Below are 15,501 nucleotides of genomic sequence, written 5' to 3' on the forward strand. Positions count from 1 at the left end.
AGAAAAGTGGAGACCCGGGCATGGTTCTTCCGGCCGCGAGCCCACATCTCTCATCGTCGCCGGAAGTCTTGGGAGTACGTCGCGTGGGCGCCGCCAGTTTGCAGGCTCAACTCAGTCCGCCGGTCTCGGACCTGCATCGGGCGATGGACGAAGATCCGCTCAGCCGGATCCTGCGCGACCTGAGGATCGTGGGCGTTTCCTACGGGTGCTGCCGCCTGACAGCGCCCTGGGGCGTCAATTTTCCGAAGGACGGCGCGGCCCGGCTGCACTTCGTGGTCGAGGGCCGATGCTGGCTGCGGGTGGAGGGACAGGATCCGATCCCGCTCTCGGCGGGCGACGCGGTGCTGCTGCCCAAGGGCACGACGCACTGCCTGAGCGATACGGAGGAGGGGCGGGCGACCTGCATTTCGCAGATGCCGGTTCGGTCCATCGGCGACCGGGTCTATCAGCTCGACGGCGACGGGGAGGGCGACGTCGTCCTGGCCTGCTGCAGCGTGCGTTTCCGCGAGCCCTGCCTCAATCCGCTGCTCGATCTGATGCCGGTGGTGGTTTCAGTCGCCGGAGGCCGCAGCGACCCGACGCTCGGCGCCCTGCTGGGGGCGATGGCGGACGAGGTGCTCGACCAGAACATCGGCGCGGCGACGGTGTTGTCGCGGCTGGCCGACGTGGTCATCACCCGGCTCATCCGGGCCTGGGTGCGCGACGGCGGCCGCGAGGCCGAAGGCTGGATGGCGGCGATCCGCGATCCAAAGATCGGTCGCGCTCTGGCGGCGATTCATCAGGATCCCGCCCACAACTGGTCGATCGAGATCCTGGCGCGGACGGCGGGCCTGTCGCGGTCGATCTTCGCCGAGCGGTTCACCCGCGTGCTCGGGGTGTCGCCGGCGCGCTACATCGCCCGCTGGCGGATGTACCTGGCGAGCGGGCTGCTGACCGAGCAGGGACTGAGCATCGCCGAGGTCGGCGGGCGGCTGGGCTATGAGTCCGGGCCGGCGTTCAGCCGCGCCTTCAAGCGGCACCTGGGCGTGTCGCCAGGCGCCCTGCGGCTCCGCGGCGGCGAGGCCGTGGCGCAGACCGCGAGCGCCGGCTAGGCCTTGCCGCGGCGGGCGGAGCCGTCTTTGCGCTTGGACTAGGGCCTGCGAAATGACATAAGAGCGCCCGCTCGCCGCCGCTTGTTCGGCGGCGACCACCTTTTCACCCTAGGGCGGAACTGCCGGCGCGAGCCCGCGCCGCACTCCGGAATTCGAGAATGTCGATGCAGATCGTTGAAAAGTCGGGCGAAGGCCTGAGCCGCGTCTATGGCGTGACCGTCCCGGTCGCGGACCTGAACGAGCGGCTCGAGGCGCGGATCGTCGAGATCATGCCGCAGCTCAACATCAAGGGCTTCCGTCCTGGCAAGGTCCCGGCCGCCCACGTCCGTCGCGTGCACGGCAAGGCGCTGATGGCTGAAGTGGTCGAGCAGACCATCTCGGAAACCACCCAGAAGGTGCTGGAAGACAACAAGCTGCGTCCGGCCAGCGAGCCCGACCTGAAGCCGGAAGGCGACATCGCCCAGGTGATCGACGGCAAGGCCGACCTCTCCTACGAGATCTCGCTCGAGATCATGCCGGAGTTCGAGCCGACCGACCTGTCGAAGATCGCCCTGACCCGCCCGGTCTACGAGCCGACCGACGCCGAAGTCGACGAAGCGCTGGACGAGCTGGCCAAGCAGAGCCGCACCTATGAGCCGCGTACCGGCAAGTCGCTGAAGGCCAAGGACGGCGATCAGCTGCTGATCGACTTCGTCGGCCGCATCGACGGTGAAGCCTTCCAGGGCGGCACCGCCGAGGATTCGGAACTGACCCTGGGTTCGGGCCAGTTCATCCCGGGCTTCGAAGACCAACTGGTCGGCGCCAAGCCGGGCGACGAAGTCATCGTGAAGGTGGCTTTCCCGGCCGACTATCAAGCCGCCAACCTGGCCGGCAAGGACGCCGAGTTCACCACCACGGTGAAGGAAGTCCGCGCCCCGGTCGACGCCAAGGCCGACGACGCCCTGGCCGAGCGTCTGGGCGTCGAGAGCCTGGAGAAGCTCAAGGAACTGCTGAAGCAGAACCTGGAGTCGCAGTACACCGGCGCGTCGCGCTTCAAGCTGAAGCGCGCCCTGCTGGACGTGCTGGACGAGAAGCACGACTTCCCGCTGCCGCCGAAGATGGTGGAAGCCGAGTTCAACGCCATCTGGCAACAAGTCCAGGCCGACAAGGAACGTGGCGGCCTGCCGCCGGAAGACGCCGAGAAGTCGGACGACCAGCTGCAGACCGAGTACCGCAAGATCGCCGAACGCCGCGTGCGCCTGGGCCTGGTGCTGGCCGAGATCGGCCGCATCAACAACGTGCAGGTCACCGACCAGGAACTGCTGGACGCCATGCGCCAGGAAGCCATGCGTTACGGCCAGCAAGCCCAGCAGATCTTCGACATGTTCCGCCAGAACGCCGGCATGCAGGCTCAGCTGCGCGCCCCGATCTTCGAGGACAAGGTCGTCGACCTGATCGTCGAAAAGGCCACCGTGACGGACGAGAAGGTCTCCAAGGACGACCTTCTGAAGGAAGACGACATGCCGGAAGGCTACAGCGCCTAAGCGCTGATCGGCCCCTAGGCAGGACGCAGAAATCCCTCCCGGAAACGGGAGGGATTTTCTTTAGGACTATCGGTCACCTTGCGCTGGCCCCTCCGCCACGCGATATCGGAGGGGAACGCGGCTCTGCGCGCAGAGTCGATCAATGAGAGAGGCTTCCCTTTATGCGTGACCCGCAGATCACCGCGCTGAACCTGGTGCCCATGGTGGTGGAGCAGACCAGCCGCGGCGAACGCGCCTTCGACATCTTCTCGCGCCTGCTCAAGGAGCGCGTGATCTTTCTGAACGGCCCGGTGGAAGACGGCATGTCGGCGCTGATCTGCGCCCAGCTGCTCTATCTCGAGGCCGAGAACCCCAAGAAAGAGATCCAGATGTACATCAACTCCCCTGGCGGGGTGGTGACGTCTGGTCTCGCGATCTACGACACCATGCAGTACATCCGCTCGCCGGTCGTGACACTGTGCATGGGCATGGCCGCGTCGATGGGCTCGTTCCTGCTGATGGCCGGCGAGAAGGGCAACCGCATCGCGCTGCCCAACAGCCGGATCATGGTGCACCAGCCGTCGGGCGGCTACTCGGGCAAGGCCTCGGACATCGAGCGCCATGCCGAGGACATCATCAAGACCAAGCGTCGCCTGAACGAAATCTACGCCAAGCACACCGGCCGCTCGTACGAAGAGGTCGAGGAAAAGCTGGACCGCGACACCTTCATGACCCCGGAAGAGGCCAAGGAGTGGGGTCTGGTCGACCACGTGATCGAGCGTCGCGCCGAAGACTAAGGGCGCAGCCATGCCCGGCCATGTCCTCGTCGTGGGCGGGACCGGCATGCTGACAGGACTTGTGGAGGCGCTCGCCGGCGACGGCGGGCGCCTTTCGCTTTTGTCGCGTCGCGCCTCGCAGCATCCAGGCGGCTTCGACTGCGACTATCACGACGACGCAGCCTTCGGGCGGGCGCTCGCGGCGGCGATCGAGCGCAACGGGCCGATCGACCTGGCGGTCGCCTGGTTCCACACCCTGAAGATCGCCGCGCCGCGGATGCTGGCCGAGCAGGTGAGGGGGCGGATGGTCCAGGTGCTGGGCAGCGGCGTCGCCGATCCGGCTCATCCGCACCGGTTGGCGACGGCGGCGGCCGTGGCCGATGGCTTGGCAGACTGCCGGCTGCGCCAGGTGGTCCTCGGCTTTCGCGTGGTCGACGGCCGCTCGCGCTGGCTGAGCAACGATGAGATCTCGAACGGCGTGCTCGATGCGGTCCGAAGCGACCGGCCGATGATCGTCATTGGTCAGGTGGCGCCCTGGTCGGCTAGGCCTTGAGCCGCGAGGCCGTCGCGATCAGCAATCGGTCGCGGCCCTCGGGGGCGGTGACGTCGAAACGGTCAAAATCCGACCCCTCCGCCGCGCGCAGATCGGCGAACAGGCCCTTCGGGTCTTCGTGGAAGTGCAGGAAGGCCTGGCTCTTGCGGTAGAACACGCCGCGCTTCTTCTCGACCATGCCGGCCAAGCCGCGCAGCTGCGCCAGTAGCGGCTCAAGGTCGTCGAGCGTGCTGCGGCCGGCGTGCTTCACGGCGCTAGTCCTCTCGAGGATACTGGGTGGGGCGGGCCAGATAGTACTCCGCCGCGGGCAGACCGTCCGCGGCCTCCACAGCGGCGTTGTAGACCCGCGCGTCGAATCCGCCTCGTTCGGCGCGCTTGGCCAGCCGCGCGGCCTCGATGTCATGCAGGGTCAGCCCATGTGCCTGGGTCAGGGCGTAGACGACCTCCAGGACGTCGGCCAGTTCCCAGGCGATCTCGTCGGGACCGGCCAGGCGGGCCTCGTGAGCTTCCTCGACCAGCTTTTCGCCGAGCGCGGCGACGTACTCGGCGTCGTCGAGCTGGCGGTCGAACACCGCCAGCCCCTGGCCGCGCATGATCTCAGGCAGTCGGTCGCGGATCAGCTTCTGGACGCGGAAGCGCATGGTCAGGGGACGTCGTCGTCGCCGACCACGCCGCCTTCGTCCTCCCAGGCGCCGATGGCCTGGGCCTGCTTGCGGCCGAACTTCAGGCGGACGCCCGATCCAAATCCGTCCCCATCGTCGATCAGCAGCACGCCGAAGGAGTCCAGCGCCAGCAGCAGCTTCTCAAGCTCAAGCGTGAGGTCCAGCGGCGCATGGCCGGCGCCTTCCAGGGCTTGCAGCGCGCCTACTTGAAGGCCGGCGCGTAGGGCCAGCTTGGCCTGGCTGACCCCGGTGAGGGCCCGGGCGGCGGCGATCTGGGCGCCGGAGACGACGGACGTCATGGATCCTCCTGTGGTCAGGCGGCTCAGGGCTTCTCCTGGAAGACCCGGTAGCCGGGCTCGTCGGCGATCGCGAGCATCTCACGATCTCCGCTTGTGTCGCCATAGGCCGCGCGCAACCGCACGTCGGGGCCGAACACCTCCTGCAGTCGGCGCACCTTTTCCGGCCCGCGGCAGTTGGGGCCGTCGAAGCTGCCGATCACCCGGTCACGGGCGTCGAACTTGAGTTCGGTGCCGATCAGCAGGTCGGCCCCCAGGCCGCGGGCGAAAGGCGCGACGACGATTTCAGGCGAGGCGGTAACGATAACCAGCTTTGCGCGCCGCTGGCCCCAGCGCCGCCAAGTGCGCAGCGCATCCGGGCGCAGCATCCGCGGGGCCATCAATTCGGCGAAGGCGCGGGCGTCGGCTTCCAGCCGCTCGCGCGAGACGCCGGCCAGGAACTCGCGCGTGGCCGCCGCCTTGATGCGCCCGCGGTTGCGATGCGCGAGGTAGGAAAGGGCGGACGGCGCCAACTTGGCCAGACCGAGATTGTACCGCGTGGGCCCGGCGCGCCACTTCAGGAAGGCGGTGTAGCTGTCGTGGGTGGTCAAGGTGCCGTCGAAGTCGAAGGCGACCACGCCCGCGTCTTCAATCTGCTCGTCCAAGGATTCCGCCTGCGAGGCGCCGATGCGCCGCAGTTGTCGTCTAGCCATAGATCCCCCAACACGCCGCGTTCTGTGACGTGTCAACTCAAGTCATCGCGTCTGGCGTTGGTCCGGCCGTTGTGGGAGGGGCGGATAGCGCGCCAGGGCGTCTCACTTGCGCCGTTTGAACACAATCCCATCTAGGGATTCGGACATGCCCGCCATCGGGCGCCCCGCCGCCAAATGTCACTGAAGTATGTCAGAGGCTTGTGATCGTGGCTCGGATCGGGGAATGTCAAGGATTAGACAACCCCGGGCACGTATCCTGCACTGATGGCGTCAGGGACGCCCCAGGGCCGAACGACGGCGAAGACTTCGGTCGGCGGCGTCGAGAGAGTGAGAAAAGAGCATGACCAAGGCCGCGAGCGGAGACTCCAAGAGCACGCTGTATTGCTCTTTCTGCGGCAAGAGCCAGCACGAGGTCCGCAAGCTTATCGCGGGCCCGACGGTGTTCATCTGTGATGAATGCGTCGAGCTGTGCATGGATATCATCCGCGAAGAGCACAAGATTTCCTTCGTGAAGTCGAAGGACGGCGTCCCGACCCCGAAGGAGATCCGCGAAGTCCTCGACGACTACGTGATCGGCCAGGACCACGCCAAGAAGGTGCTCTCGGTCGCCGTCCACAATCACTACAAGCGCCTGAACCACGCGACGAAGAACAACGACGTCGAACTGGGCAAGGCCAACATCCTGCTCATCGGTCCGACCGGTACGGGTAAGACCCTGCTGGCCCAGACCCTGGCTCGAATCATCGACGTGCCGTTCACCGTGGCCGACGCCACGACCCTGACCGAAGCCGGCTATGTCGGCGAGGACGTCGAGAACATCATCCTGAAGCTGCTGCAGGCCGCCGACTACAACGTCGAACGCGCCCAGCGCGGCATCGTCTACATCGACGAAGTCGACAAGATCAGCCGCAAGTCGGACAACCCCTCGATCACCCGCGACGTGTCGGGCGAGGGCGTCCAGCAGGCCCTGCTGAAGATCATGGAAGGCACGGTCGCTTCGGTGCCGCCGCAAGGCGGCCGCAAGCATCCGCAGCAGGAATTCCTGCAAGTCGACACGACCAACATCCTGTTCATCTGCGGCGGCGCCTTCGCCGGCCTGGAAAAGATCATCTCGGCCCGCGGTCAGGGCACCTCGATCGGCTTCGGCGCCAAGGTGTCGGACCCGGACGACCGCCGCACCGGCGAGATCTTCCGCCAGGTGGAGCCGGACGACCTGCTGCGCTTCGGCCTGATCCCGGAGTTCATCGGCCGTCTGCCGGTGATCGCGACCCTGGACGACCTCGACGAGGCCGCCCTGGTCAAGATCCTGACCGAGCCGAAGAACGCCTTCGTGAAGCAGTATCAGCGTCTGTTCGACATGGAGAATGTCGGCCTGACCTTCACCGACGACGCGCTCAGCGCCGTGGCCCGCAAGGCCATCCAGCGCAAGACAGGCGCGCGCGGCCTGCGCTCGATCCTGGAAGGCATCCTGCTCGACACCATGTACGAGCTGCCGACCTATGACGGGGTCGAGGAAGTGGTGGTCAACGCCGAGGTCGTGGAAGGCCGCGCCCAGCCGCTGGTCATCTACGCCGAGCGCCGCGACAAGGGCGGCGCCGCCTGAGGCGGTTGAGCGACCAATGATCATGGGCCCCGCGGACATGCGCCGCGGGGCCCTTTCGTTTTGGGGGCGGCCCTGAGCCAGATCGGCGCAGCGCCCTGCGATCGCGGCGTGGTGGCGGCGACCGAGCCTGCCGAGAGGCCGTTGAACGGGCGGCTCGTGCTGGCCGGGACGGTGTTGGGCTCGAGCCTGGCCTTCATCGACGGATCGGCCGTAAATCTCACCCTGCCGGTGATCCAACAGCAGCTCGGCGGCGACGCGGCCGGCGCGCAGTGGATCATGAACGCCTATGCGCTGATGCTCGGCGCGCTGGTGCTGGCCGGCGGCGCGGCGGCCGATCGCTATGGCCGGCGCAGGGTCTTTGTCGTCGGCGTGGTGTTGTTCTCGGCGGCCTCGGCGCTCTGCGGCGCGGCGCCCAACCTGGCGCTGCTGATCATGGCCCGGGCGCTCCAGGGCGTTGGCGCTGCGCTGCTGGTTCCGGCCAGCCTGGCCTTGCTGGGCGCTTCGTTCGACGAGAAGGGCAGGGGACGGGCGGTCGGCGTCTGGGCCGGCGCCAGCGGCCTGATGAGCGCCCTAGGTCCCGTGCTGGGCGGCTGGCTGACCGATACGGTCTCCTGGCGGGTCGTGTTCCTAGTCAATCTGCCGCTCGCAGCCTTGGCGATCTGGTTCATCCTGGCCGGCGCTCGGGAAAGCCGCGAGCCGGCCGCAGGCCCGGTGGACTGGAGCGGCGCGGCCTGCGCCACCCTGGGGCTCAGCGCCCTGACTTGGAGCCTGACGCAGGCCTCAAGCGCCGGCGCATCAACAGCGGTGTGGACCCTAGGCGCGGCGGGCGCCGTGCTGCTGGCGCTTTTCCTGCGCATCGAGCATCGAGCCGCTAGCCCTATGGTGCCGTTGGGCCTCTTTCGTAGCGCCGCTTTCTCAGGGGCCAACGTCTTGACGCTGCTGCTCTACGCGGCGTTCGGAGGCGCATTGTTCCTGCTGCCGTTTCAGCTGATCCGGGGCCACGGCTATCCGGCGACGGAGGCTGGCGCGGCGCTGCTGCCGCTATCGATCGGGCTGGCTGCGCTCTCGCCGCTCGCCGGAATTCTGTCGGCCCGGATCGGCGTGCGCGCGATGCTGACAATCGGTCCACTGCTGGCGGCTGCGGGCTTCGCCGGTCTCGCCTGGAGCGCGCAGGATGGGGCCTACTGGACCGGCGTCTTCCCGGGCCTGACCTTGCTGGCCTTGGGGATGGGCGTGGCGGTGGCGCCGCTGACCGATGCGGTGCTGGGCGCCGTGCCCAGCGCCTACGAGGGCGCCGCGTCAGGGATCAACAACGCCACGGCGCGGGTCGGCGGATTGCTGGCGGTCGCCCTCGCGGGCTTCGCCCTGGCGCCGGGCGAAGCTAGCGGCGCCACGATGACCCAGGCCTACCAGATCGCCATGGCGTCGGCGGCCTGCGCGGCGGCGGCGGCCGGGCTGGTCGGAGCCCTCGCGATGGGGCCGGCGGAGGACCGCTAGGCTACTTCGCAGCGGCCGTGCGCGGCTTCAGTCGTTCGGTCCAGTCGAGGGTCGAAAGCCAATAGCTGTTGGTTCGGTCGAGGAACCCGTCGCGCTTGCGGGCCTCGACCCAGCCGTTCAGCGTGTTCAGCAGATCAGCGTCGCCCTTGCGGACGGCGAAGGCGTCGGCAGTGCGGGCCAGGGGCTCGCCCTCGACCACCGCGTACTTTTCGGGCTCCTTCACGGCGACCAACCGGGGAATTGGGGCTTTGTGCGCCAATCCGTTGACCGCGCCGCCTTCGAGCGCGCGTTCGGCGGCGAGCAGGTCGGGAAACACCTCGACGGTCGCGGCGGGCAGCTTCGACTTGGCCAGCAGGATCGCCGGCGCGCCGGCGACCGCGCCGATGACCACGCCGGGTTTGTCGAGGTCGGCCATCCGGACCGGACCTTTCTGAGCGACGACGATCGAAACGTCGGTCTCGCTGTAGGGCGTGGTGAACCAGGCTTGGCGCAGCCGGTCCGGTTCAATCGCCAGCGAGGCGGCGATCAGGTCGCATTCGCCCTTGTTCAGCCGGCCGATCACGTCGGCGTAGGACGCGGACACGAAGTCCGGCGCGAGCCCGAAGTCGGTCGCCAGCCGCTGGCCGATGTCGATCTCATGGCCGATCCAGCGACCCGACGGGGTTTTGAGCGCGTAGGGCGCGCCTTCCACGACGCAGATCTTCAGGGCGCCGCGCTTGGCCGCGTCGTCGAGGGTGTCGGCCAACGCCGGTGCGGCGCCTACGAGGAGGCCGAGGACTACGCCCATCACCAAGCCGCGTCGCATGTCGATCACCCCTCCTGGCTACGGTCTCGATGAGAATTCCATTGTCGGCCGATGACAAGCGCTATTCTCAACGGAGAGTTGTTGGCGTTAGGGTGACGCTGGAAGTCATCGGAGGTCGGGGATGCGTGTCGGCTTGATGATCGCGGCGTCGGTGCTTGGTCTTTGGACCGCCCCGGTCACGCCGGCCTATGCGGACTCGTACATCGACTGTTCGTCGTCGGGCTACGGACGCAACTATTGCCCGGTCAATTCGCGCGGGCGAGTTTGGCTGGACTACCAGTACAGCAACAACAACGGCGCCTGCATCGAGAACCAGACCTGGGGCTGGGATGGCCGAGGGGTCTGGGTCGACCGCGGCTGCCGCGGCCGCTTCCGGGTCGAGGACCGTTACGGCGGCGACAACGGCAAGAAGGACAAGGACAACACCGCGGCGGTCGTCGGCGGGCTGCTGCTGGGCGGGCTGCTGCTGGGCGCGCTGGCGGCCGGCTCCAAGGACAACAGCAGCGGCGGTTCGTCGGCGGACTCGCGCCAGGCGGTCGACAGTTGTTCCAACGAAGCGATGAACCAGGCTTCGCGATACGGCAGCCGGGCGCGCATCGACCGGATCACCTATGCGCGGCCGCAGGGGCGCGGCTATTCGGTCCAGGGCTATGTCGCCGCCGACGTCGGCCCGCGGAGCGTGACCTACAGCTTCAACTGCGACTACGACGGCCGCTACGCCAATGTGGAGCTGAACTGATGCGCGCCGCGGTCCTGGCCTGTGCGGGCTTGCTGCTGGCGGCCGGCTGTGACCGCAAGCCGGCTGAGCCGGCTACGGATAAGCCTGCGGCTTCCGCCAGCGCTCAGGGCGAGACGCCGCCCGTGGTGACGCTAGCGGTGACGATCCCGGCGCCAGAGGGAGCCTTTGACGCGATCTCCAACACCGCGATGGGTGTCACCGGCGACCTAACAGCCTCCGCCGGAACGCTGAAGTTCGCGCAGGGACAGACGTACAGCGTCGAAGGCGTTTCCACCATTAAGGCGGCGAGCGCCTATGCATCGACTAAAGCCAGCTTCGCTAGTCTGATCAATGTGCCGGAGACCTCGGACCTATTGGTCTTCAAGGTTGTCGCCCAGGACGCCGGCACGGCTCGCAACGGGGGGTTCTGCGGAGCTACGCCGACAACTTATCTGGTAGCCGATATCGGCGCCGACAGCAGCGGGGCGCCGGCGCTGGTCGTGATCGCCTTCAGCGGCGCGGCGGCGCCTGGCGCGACATCGCCGGAAGCCGAGCTCTGCGGGACGTTCATGTACGCGCCCAAGACGGGATGACGCGCGACGATATGTCGAGGACGTGGGCGCCCTGAGCGGCTACACGACGCCTTCAGTTTTCCGGAAGGCCTCCATGCGTAACCTCTCACGTGCAGCTCCACTCGCCGTCGCCCTGCTGATGGGCGGCTCCGTCGCGGCTTATGCGGCCGAGAAGGTCGATCTGCTGATCGTCGATGCGACGGTGATCGACGTGGCGAGCGGCAAGCTGGACAAGGGCGCGGCGGTCGCGGTCCGGGGCGATACGATCGTCGCGGTGACGCCGACGGCCAAGGCCAAGGCGGAGTTCAGCGCCGGGCGAACGATCGACGCCAAGGGGCGCTTCGTGATGCCCGGCCTGTGGGACAACCACGTGCATTTCGGCGGCGGTCCGGAGCTCATCGGCGAGAACAAGGCCTTGCTGCCGCTCTACGTCGCCCACGGGATCACCACCGTGCGGGACGCCTCGGGCGACCTGCCCGAACAGGTCCTGGCCTGGCGCGGGGAGGTGGCGTCGGGCGCCTTGCTCGGTCCGACCATCTTCTCCTCCGGTCCGAAGATCGAAGGCGTGAAGCCGATGTGGAAGGGGACCATCGAGGTCGGGACCGAGGCTGAGGCCGACGCGGCGCTCGACAAGCTGCAAGGCCTCAAGGTGGACTTCGTCAAGATCACCGAAAACACCCTGACGCCGCAGCTGTTCGTCTACACCGTCAAGCAGGCCAAGGCGCGCGGCCTGATCACCTCGGCCCACATCCCGGCGGCGATCACCGTCGACATGGCCAGCGAGGCCGGTCTCAGCTCGATCGAGCACATGGGCTATGCGCTGCGGATGGGCTCGCCGCAGGAGGCGCAGATCGCCGGCGACGTCGCGAGCGGCAAGATTACCGGCGCGCAGGCCACAATCCAGACGCTGGCGACGTTCGACGAGGCGACGGCGATGGCCGGCTTCCGCCGGCTGGCCGCGCGGGGAACCTATGTTTCGCCGACCCTGAACGGCAGCAAGGCCACGGCCTATCTCGACCAGGACGATCACAAGAACGACCCCTACCTCGCCTACATCGGCAAGGGCCTTCAGGCGACCTACGCCTGGCGGGTCGAGCGGGCGTCGAAGGACGACGCCGCGGCGATCGCGCGGCGTCACGCGATCTACGAGAAGAACGCCTCGCTCGTGCCGATGCTGCAAGCCGCCGGGGTGTCGATCCTGGCGGGAACCGACGCCGGCTTCCTCAACTCGTTCAACTATCCGGGCATCGGCCTGCACGACGAGCTCAAGATCTATGTCGACGCCGGCCTCTCGCCGCTGCACGCGCTGCAGGCCTCAGTGATCAACGGCCCGCGGTTCCTGGGCCACGCCGACCGCTACGGTGCGATCGCCGGAGGCAAGGCCGCCGACATCCTGATCCTCGATCGCAACCCGCTCGCCGACATCACCGCCACGCGCGCGATCGGCGGCGTGGTGCTCAAGGGGCAATATTTCGATCGGAAAGCTCTGGATGAAATGTTGAAAACTACGGCAGAAGCCGCCGCCCGCTCTGGTGGCGCTTGAGTATCGCGCGTCATCTTCCCTAGATGGATGGCGTGCATATTTGCGGCTGCGCTTGAATGACGGTCGGAAGCGTCCACATAAATGAGCCGATAAGCCGCCTTCAAAGGCGGACGGGCCGTCCGACTCAGACGCATCGTCTGAAGTGACCGCGGTCCGGGGGCCGAGCCTGATCCCCCAACAGGCCGGCAGGAGTTAAGAACGCATCATGTCCGAGATTAAGACCCTTCCCATTCTACCGCTGCGGGACATCGTGGTGTTCCCGCATCAACCGGTGCCGCTCTTCGTGGGCCGGGAGAAATCCGTACGCGCGCTCGAAGAGGCGATGCGGGGTGAAGGCAAGCAGATCCTCCTCGCGACCCAGAAGGACAAGGACGACGACGATCCGTCGCCCGAGGCCATCTATGACGTCGGGGTCGTGGCGACGGTTCTGCAGCTGCTCAAGCTTCCGGACGGCACCGTGAAGGTGCTGGTCGAAGGCAAGGCGCGCGCCGGCATTTCCCGTTTCACCGCGCAGGAAGAGTTCTACGAAGCCGAGATCGCCTTCATTTCCGAGGACGGCGCGGCCTCGCCCGAGGCCGAAGCGCTGTCGCGCGCGGTCGTCGAGCAGTTCGAGAACTACGTCAAACTGAACAAGAAGGTGCCGCCCGAGGCCCTGGCCTCGATGCCGCAGGTCGACGCGCCCGGCGAGCTGGCCGACCGCATCGCTAGCCATCTGTCGGTGAAGATCGCCGAGAAGCAGAGTCTGCTCGAGATCTTCAACGTCGTGAAGCGCTTGGAGAAGGTCTACGCCCTGATGGAGGGCGAAATCTCGGTCATGCAGACCGAGAAGAAGATCCGGAACCGCGTGAAGCGGCAGATGGAGAAGACCCAGCGCGAGTACTATCTCAACGAGCAGATGAAGGCGATCCAGCGTGAGCTGGGCGAACAAGACGATCAGCGCGACGAGCTGATCGAGCTCGAAAAGCGCATCAAGAAGACCAAGCTCTCCAAGGAGGCCCGCACCAAGGCCGAGGGCGAGCTGAAGAAGCTGCGCAACATGAGCCCGATGTCGGCGGAATCCACCGTCGTCCGGAACTACCTCGACTGGCTGCTCTCGATTCCGTGGGGCAAGACCAAGGGCAAGACCATCGACTTGGTGAAGGCCGAGGAGGTGCTGAACCGCGACCACTTTGGCCTGGAAAAGGTCAAGGAGCGGATCCTTGAGTACCTCGCCGTGCAGGCGCGGGTCGGCTCGCTGAAGGGCCCGATCCTCTGCCTCGTTGGTCCTCCGGGCGTCGGCAAGACCTCGCTGGGCAAGTCGATCGCCGAGGCGACCGGCCGTGAGTTCGTGCGCGTCTCCCTGGGCGGCGTGCGCGACGAGGCCGAGATCCGCGGTCACCGCCGGACCTACATCGGCTCGATGCCCGGCAAGATCATCCAGTCGATGAAGAAGGCGAAGTCCACCAACGCATTCTTCCTGCTCGACGAGATCGACAAGATGGGCAGCGATTATCGCGGCGACCCGGCTTCGGCGTTGCTCGAGGTCCTGGATCCGGCGCAGAACTCGACGTTCGGCGACCACTATCTGGAGGTCGACTACGACCTCTCGCCGGTGATGTTCGTCACGACGGCCAACAGTCTCAACATGCCCCAGCCGCTGCTGGACCGCATGGAGATCATCCGCATCCCCGGCTACACCGAGGATGAGAAGGTCGAGATCGCCAAGCGCCACATCCTGCCCAAGCAGACCAAGGACCATGGCCTGAAGCCGGAAGAGTTCATCGTTCCGGACGAGACCATCCGCGATCTGATCCGCTATTACACGCGGGAAGCCGGCGTCCGCTCGCTCGAGCGCGAACTGGGCAACCTGGCGCGTAAGACGGTGCGGGACCTCGGCCGTGAAAGCGTCACCTCGATCACGGTCGATGACGAGCGGCTGGCCAAGTACGCGGGCGTGCGCAAGTACCGCTACGGCGAGACGGACGAGGAAGATCAGGTCGGGATCATCACCGGCCTGGCCTATACCGAGTTCGGCGGCGACATCCTGACCATCGAAGCGGTCAAGATGCCGGGCAAGGGCCGGATGTCCATCACGGGCAACCTGAAGGACGTCATGAAGGAGTCGATCCAGGCGGCGGCGAGCTATGTCCGCAGCCGGGCGACGCACTTCGGCATCGAGCCGCCAGTCTTCGAGAAGACCGACGTGCACATCCACGTGCCGGACGGCGCCACGCCCAAGGACGGTCCGTCCGCCGGCGCGGCCATGGCCACGGCCATCGTCTCGGTGCTGACCGGCATCCCGATCCGCAAGGACATCGCCATGACCGGCGAAGTCACGCTGCGGGGCAGGGTGACGGCCATCGGCGGCCTGAAGGAAAAGCTGCTCGCGGCGCTGCGTTCCGGCGTCAAGACCGTGCTGATCCCGCAGGAAAACGTGAAAGATCTGGCCGATATCCCGGACAACGTGAAATCGGCGCTCGAGATCGTGCCGGTCTCCAATGTCGATGAAGTCCTTGCCCGGGCGCTGATTCAGCCCCTGACGCCGATCGAATGGAACCCCGCCGAGCAACCGGCGGTATCGGTTGCGGCTGACGACGGCTCTGACGAGGCCATGATCACCCACTAAACGGTGGAAAACTGAGAAAAAATAAGGCGGCGCGGGGCCTCCCCGCGCCGCCTTTGTTTGACGGGCGAGAATCGACCGCCATAATCGCGCAACGCGAAGCAGCCTCGCGCTTCCGCGAGAGGTTCGCGGTTTGAGATAACGGGCTGGGAGAGACAAGAAATGACCAAGGCCGAACTCGTCACGGCGATCGCCGACAAGGCGGGCCTCAATAAGGCGCAGGCGAAAGACGCTCTGGAAGCGTTCATCGACAGCGTCACCGCGTCGCTGAAGGCGGGCCAAGAAGTTCGACTCGTCGGTTTCGGCAGCTTCGTGCCGGTGACCCGCGCCGCGGGCACCGCGCGCAACCCGCGCACCGGCGAGACCGTGAGCCGTCCGGCTTCGAAGACGGCGCGTTTCCGCGTTGGCGAAGGCCTGAAGGGCTCGCTGAACTAAGGACCGCCATCGCGGCTTTCGTTCGAGGGCGGCCTCCCGACGTGGAGGTCGCCCTTTTTCGCATTCTATGAGGGCGGCTAGCTCAGCTGGTCAGAGCACCTGGTTTACACCCAGGGGGTCGGGGGTTCGAACCCCTCGCCGCCCACCACTCCCT

16 protein-coding genes and 1 tRNA gene are annotated in these 15,501 nt (G+C 66.8%); 12 read left to right on the plus strand and 5 right to left on the minus strand.

What is annotated here, in order from left to right; translation table 11 throughout:
• Window positions 1-83: 83 nt before the first annotated feature.
• From AC1Q87_RS02710 to AC1Q87_RS02725, 4 genes are all read left to right on the plus strand, one after another.
• The gene (locus AC1Q87_RS02710; RefSeq protein ID WP_492607466.1) at window positions 84-1,091 is read left to right on the plus strand and encodes an AraC family transcriptional regulator; all 1,008 of its coding nucleotides are present in this window, start codon (window positions 84-86) and stop codon (window positions 1,089-1,091) included.
• A 164-nt stretch (window positions 1,092-1,255) separates the two neighbouring features.
• The gene (gene tig, locus AC1Q87_RS02715; RefSeq protein WP_492607467.1) at window positions 1,256-2,614 is read left to right on the plus strand and encodes a trigger factor; all 1,359 of its coding nucleotides are present in this window, start codon (window positions 1,256-1,258) and stop codon (window positions 2,612-2,614) included.
• A gap of 161 nt (window positions 2,615-2,775) precedes the next feature.
• Window positions 2,776-3,390, plus strand: coding sequence for an ATP-dependent Clp protease proteolytic subunit (locus AC1Q87_RS02720; RefSeq protein ID WP_183770180.1), 615 nt, complete (start codon window positions 2,776-2,778; stop codon window positions 3,388-3,390).
• A gap of 10 nt (window positions 3,391-3,400) precedes the next feature.
• Complete coding sequence (locus tag AC1Q87_RS02725) at window positions 3,401-3,922, plus strand: Rossmann-fold NAD(P)-binding domain-containing protein (RefSeq protein ID WP_492607468.1); 522 nt, start codon at window positions 3,401-3,403, stop codon at window positions 3,920-3,922.
• On the opposite strand, the gene AC1Q87_RS02730 is transcribed toward AC1Q87_RS02725, so the two are convergent.
• The 4 genes from AC1Q87_RS02730 to AC1Q87_RS02745 are packed head-to-tail and all read right to left on the minus strand — an operon-like array spanning window position 3,912 to window position 5,572.
• Complete coding sequence (locus tag AC1Q87_RS02730) at window positions 3,912-4,172, minus strand: hypothetical protein (protein ID WP_492607469.1); 261 nt, start codon at window positions 4,170-4,172, stop codon at window positions 3,912-3,914. The genes AC1Q87_RS02725 and AC1Q87_RS02730 overlap by 11 nt on opposite strands.
• A 4-nt stretch (window positions 4,173-4,176) precedes the next feature.
• Entirely contained in the window at window positions 4,177-4,563 is a 387-nt protein-coding gene (locus AC1Q87_RS02735) for a pyrophosphohydrolase domain-containing protein (RefSeq protein ID WP_492607470.1), read from the minus strand.
• A 2-nt stretch (window positions 4,564-4,565) separates the two neighbouring features.
• Window positions 4,566-4,883 carry a DNA-binding protein gene (locus AC1Q87_RS02740; RefSeq protein ID WP_492607471.1) on the minus strand — a complete coding sequence of 106 codons (318 nt, stop codon included), beginning with the start codon at window positions 4,881-4,883 and terminating at the stop codon, window positions 4,566-4,568.
• A gap of 23 nt (window positions 4,884-4,906) precedes the next feature.
• Window positions 4,907-5,572: an HAD-IB family hydrolase gene (locus AC1Q87_RS02745; RefSeq protein WP_492607472.1), complete on the minus strand. Its 666-nt coding sequence runs from the start codon at window positions 5,570-5,572 to the stop codon at window positions 4,907-4,909.
• Between the two features lie 340 nt (window positions 5,573-5,912).
• Here AC1Q87_RS02745 and clpX point away from each other — a divergent pair, with 340 nt between their 5' ends.
• The gene (clpX, locus tag AC1Q87_RS02750) at window positions 5,913-7,175 is read left to right on the plus strand and encodes an ATP-dependent Clp protease ATP-binding subunit ClpX (RefSeq protein ID WP_183770171.1); all 1,263 of its coding nucleotides are present in this window, start codon (window positions 5,913-5,915) and stop codon (window positions 7,173-7,175) included.
• A gap of 141 nt (window positions 7,176-7,316) precedes the next feature.
• Window positions 7,317-8,672 (plus strand): DHA2 family efflux MFS transporter permease subunit, encoded by a 1,356-nt coding sequence (locus tag AC1Q87_RS02755; protein ID WP_492607473.1) that lies wholly within the window; start codon window positions 7,317-7,319, stop codon window positions 8,670-8,672.
• Window position 8,673: 1 nt separating this feature from the next.
• Here AC1Q87_RS02755 and AC1Q87_RS02760 read toward each other — a convergent pair whose 3' ends face one another.
• On the minus strand, window positions 8,674-9,477 hold the full coding sequence (locus tag AC1Q87_RS02760) for an ABC transporter substrate-binding protein (RefSeq protein WP_492607474.1): 804 nt from the start codon (window positions 9,475-9,477) through the stop codon (window positions 8,674-8,676).
• 121 nt (window positions 9,478-9,598) lie between these two features.
• On the opposite strand from AC1Q87_RS02760, the gene AC1Q87_RS02765 reads away from it, so the two are divergent.
• The 6 genes from AC1Q87_RS02765 to AC1Q87_RS02790 all read left to right on the plus strand — a co-directional run bounded on the left by AC1Q87_RS02765 (window position 9,599) and on the right by AC1Q87_RS02790 (window position 15,495).
• On the plus strand, window positions 9,599-10,216 hold the full coding sequence (locus AC1Q87_RS02765) for a DUF3011 domain-containing protein (RefSeq protein ID WP_492607475.1): 618 nt from the start codon (window positions 9,599-9,601) through the stop codon (window positions 10,214-10,216).
• The gene (locus tag AC1Q87_RS02770) at window positions 10,216-10,788 is read left to right on the plus strand and encodes a hypothetical protein (RefSeq protein ID WP_492607476.1); all 573 of its coding nucleotides are present in this window, start codon (window positions 10,216-10,218) and stop codon (window positions 10,786-10,788) included. The genes AC1Q87_RS02765 and AC1Q87_RS02770 overlap by 1 nt, the downstream gene beginning before the upstream one ends.
• Window positions 10,789-10,861: 73 nt before the next feature.
• Window positions 10,862-12,310 (plus strand): amidohydrolase family protein, encoded by a 1,449-nt coding sequence (locus tag AC1Q87_RS02775; protein ID WP_492607477.1) that lies wholly within the window; start codon window positions 10,862-10,864, stop codon window positions 12,308-12,310.
• Window positions 12,311-12,515: 205 nt separating this feature from the next.
• Window positions 12,516-14,915, plus strand: coding sequence for an endopeptidase La (gene lon / locus AC1Q87_RS02780; RefSeq protein WP_492607478.1), 2,400 nt, complete (start codon window positions 12,516-12,518; stop codon window positions 14,913-14,915).
• Window positions 14,916-15,074: 159 nt separating this feature from the next.
• Window positions 15,075-15,347, plus strand: coding sequence for an HU family DNA-binding protein (locus tag AC1Q87_RS02785; protein WP_056018577.1), 273 nt, complete (start codon window positions 15,075-15,077; stop codon window positions 15,345-15,347).
• A 71-nt stretch (window positions 15,348-15,418) separates the two neighbouring features.
• Window positions 15,419-15,495 (plus strand) — tRNA-Val (locus AC1Q87_RS02790).
• Window positions 15,496-15,501 lie beyond the last annotated feature (6 nt).

Source organism: Phenylobacterium sp. GW823-FHT02A09, from assembly GCF_058797775.1.

What these genes read in the sequence shown, in the direction of transcription:
- AC1Q87_RS02720 (WP_183770180.1), top strand. Translation starts at nt 2,776, where the DNA reads ATGCGTGACCCGCAGATCACCGCGCTGAACCTGGTGCCCATGGTGGTG.
- clpX (WP_183770171.1), top strand. Translation starts at nt 5,913, where the DNA reads ATGACCAAGGCCGCGAGCGGAGACTCCAAGAGCACGCTGTATTGCTCT.
- AC1Q87_RS02765 (WP_492607475.1), top strand. Translation starts at nt 9,599, where the DNA reads ATGCGTGTCGGCTTGATGATCGCGGCGTCGGTGCTTGGTCTTTGGACC.
- AC1Q87_RS02735 (WP_492607470.1), bottom strand. Translation starts at nt 4,563, where the DNA reads ATGCGCTTCCGCGTCCAGAAGCTGATCCGCGACCGACTGCCTGAGATC.
- AC1Q87_RS02775 (WP_492607477.1), top strand. Translation starts at nt 10,862, where the DNA reads ATGCGTAACCTCTCACGTGCAGCTCCACTCGCCGTCGCCCTGCTGATG.
- AC1Q87_RS02725 (WP_492607468.1), top strand. Translation starts at nt 3,401, where the DNA reads ATGCCCGGCCATGTCCTCGTCGTGGGCGGGACCGGCATGCTGACAGGA.
- AC1Q87_RS02760 (WP_492607474.1), bottom strand. Translation starts at nt 9,477, where the DNA reads ATGCGACGCGGCTTGGTGATGGGCGTAGTCCTCGGCCTCCTCGTAGGC.
- tig (WP_492607467.1), top strand. Translation starts at nt 1,256, where the DNA reads ATGCAGATCGTTGAAAAGTCGGGCGAAGGCCTGAGCCGCGTCTATGGC.
- lon (WP_492607478.1), top strand. Translation starts at nt 12,516, where the DNA reads ATGTCCGAGATTAAGACCCTTCCCATTCTACCGCTGCGGGACATCGTG.
- AC1Q87_RS02745 (WP_492607472.1), bottom strand. Translation starts at nt 5,572, where the DNA reads ATGGCTAGACGACAACTGCGGCGCATCGGCGCCTCGCAGGCGGAATCC.
- AC1Q87_RS02740 (WP_492607471.1), bottom strand. Translation starts at nt 4,883, where the DNA reads ATGACGTCCGTCGTCTCCGGCGCCCAGATCGCCGCCGCCCGGGCCCTC.
- AC1Q87_RS02785 (WP_056018577.1), top strand. Translation starts at nt 15,075, where the DNA reads ATGACCAAGGCCGAACTCGTCACGGCGATCGCCGACAAGGCGGGCCTC.
- AC1Q87_RS02770 (WP_492607476.1), top strand. Translation starts at nt 10,216, where the DNA reads ATGCGCGCCGCGGTCCTGGCCTGTGCGGGCTTGCTGCTGGCGGCCGGC.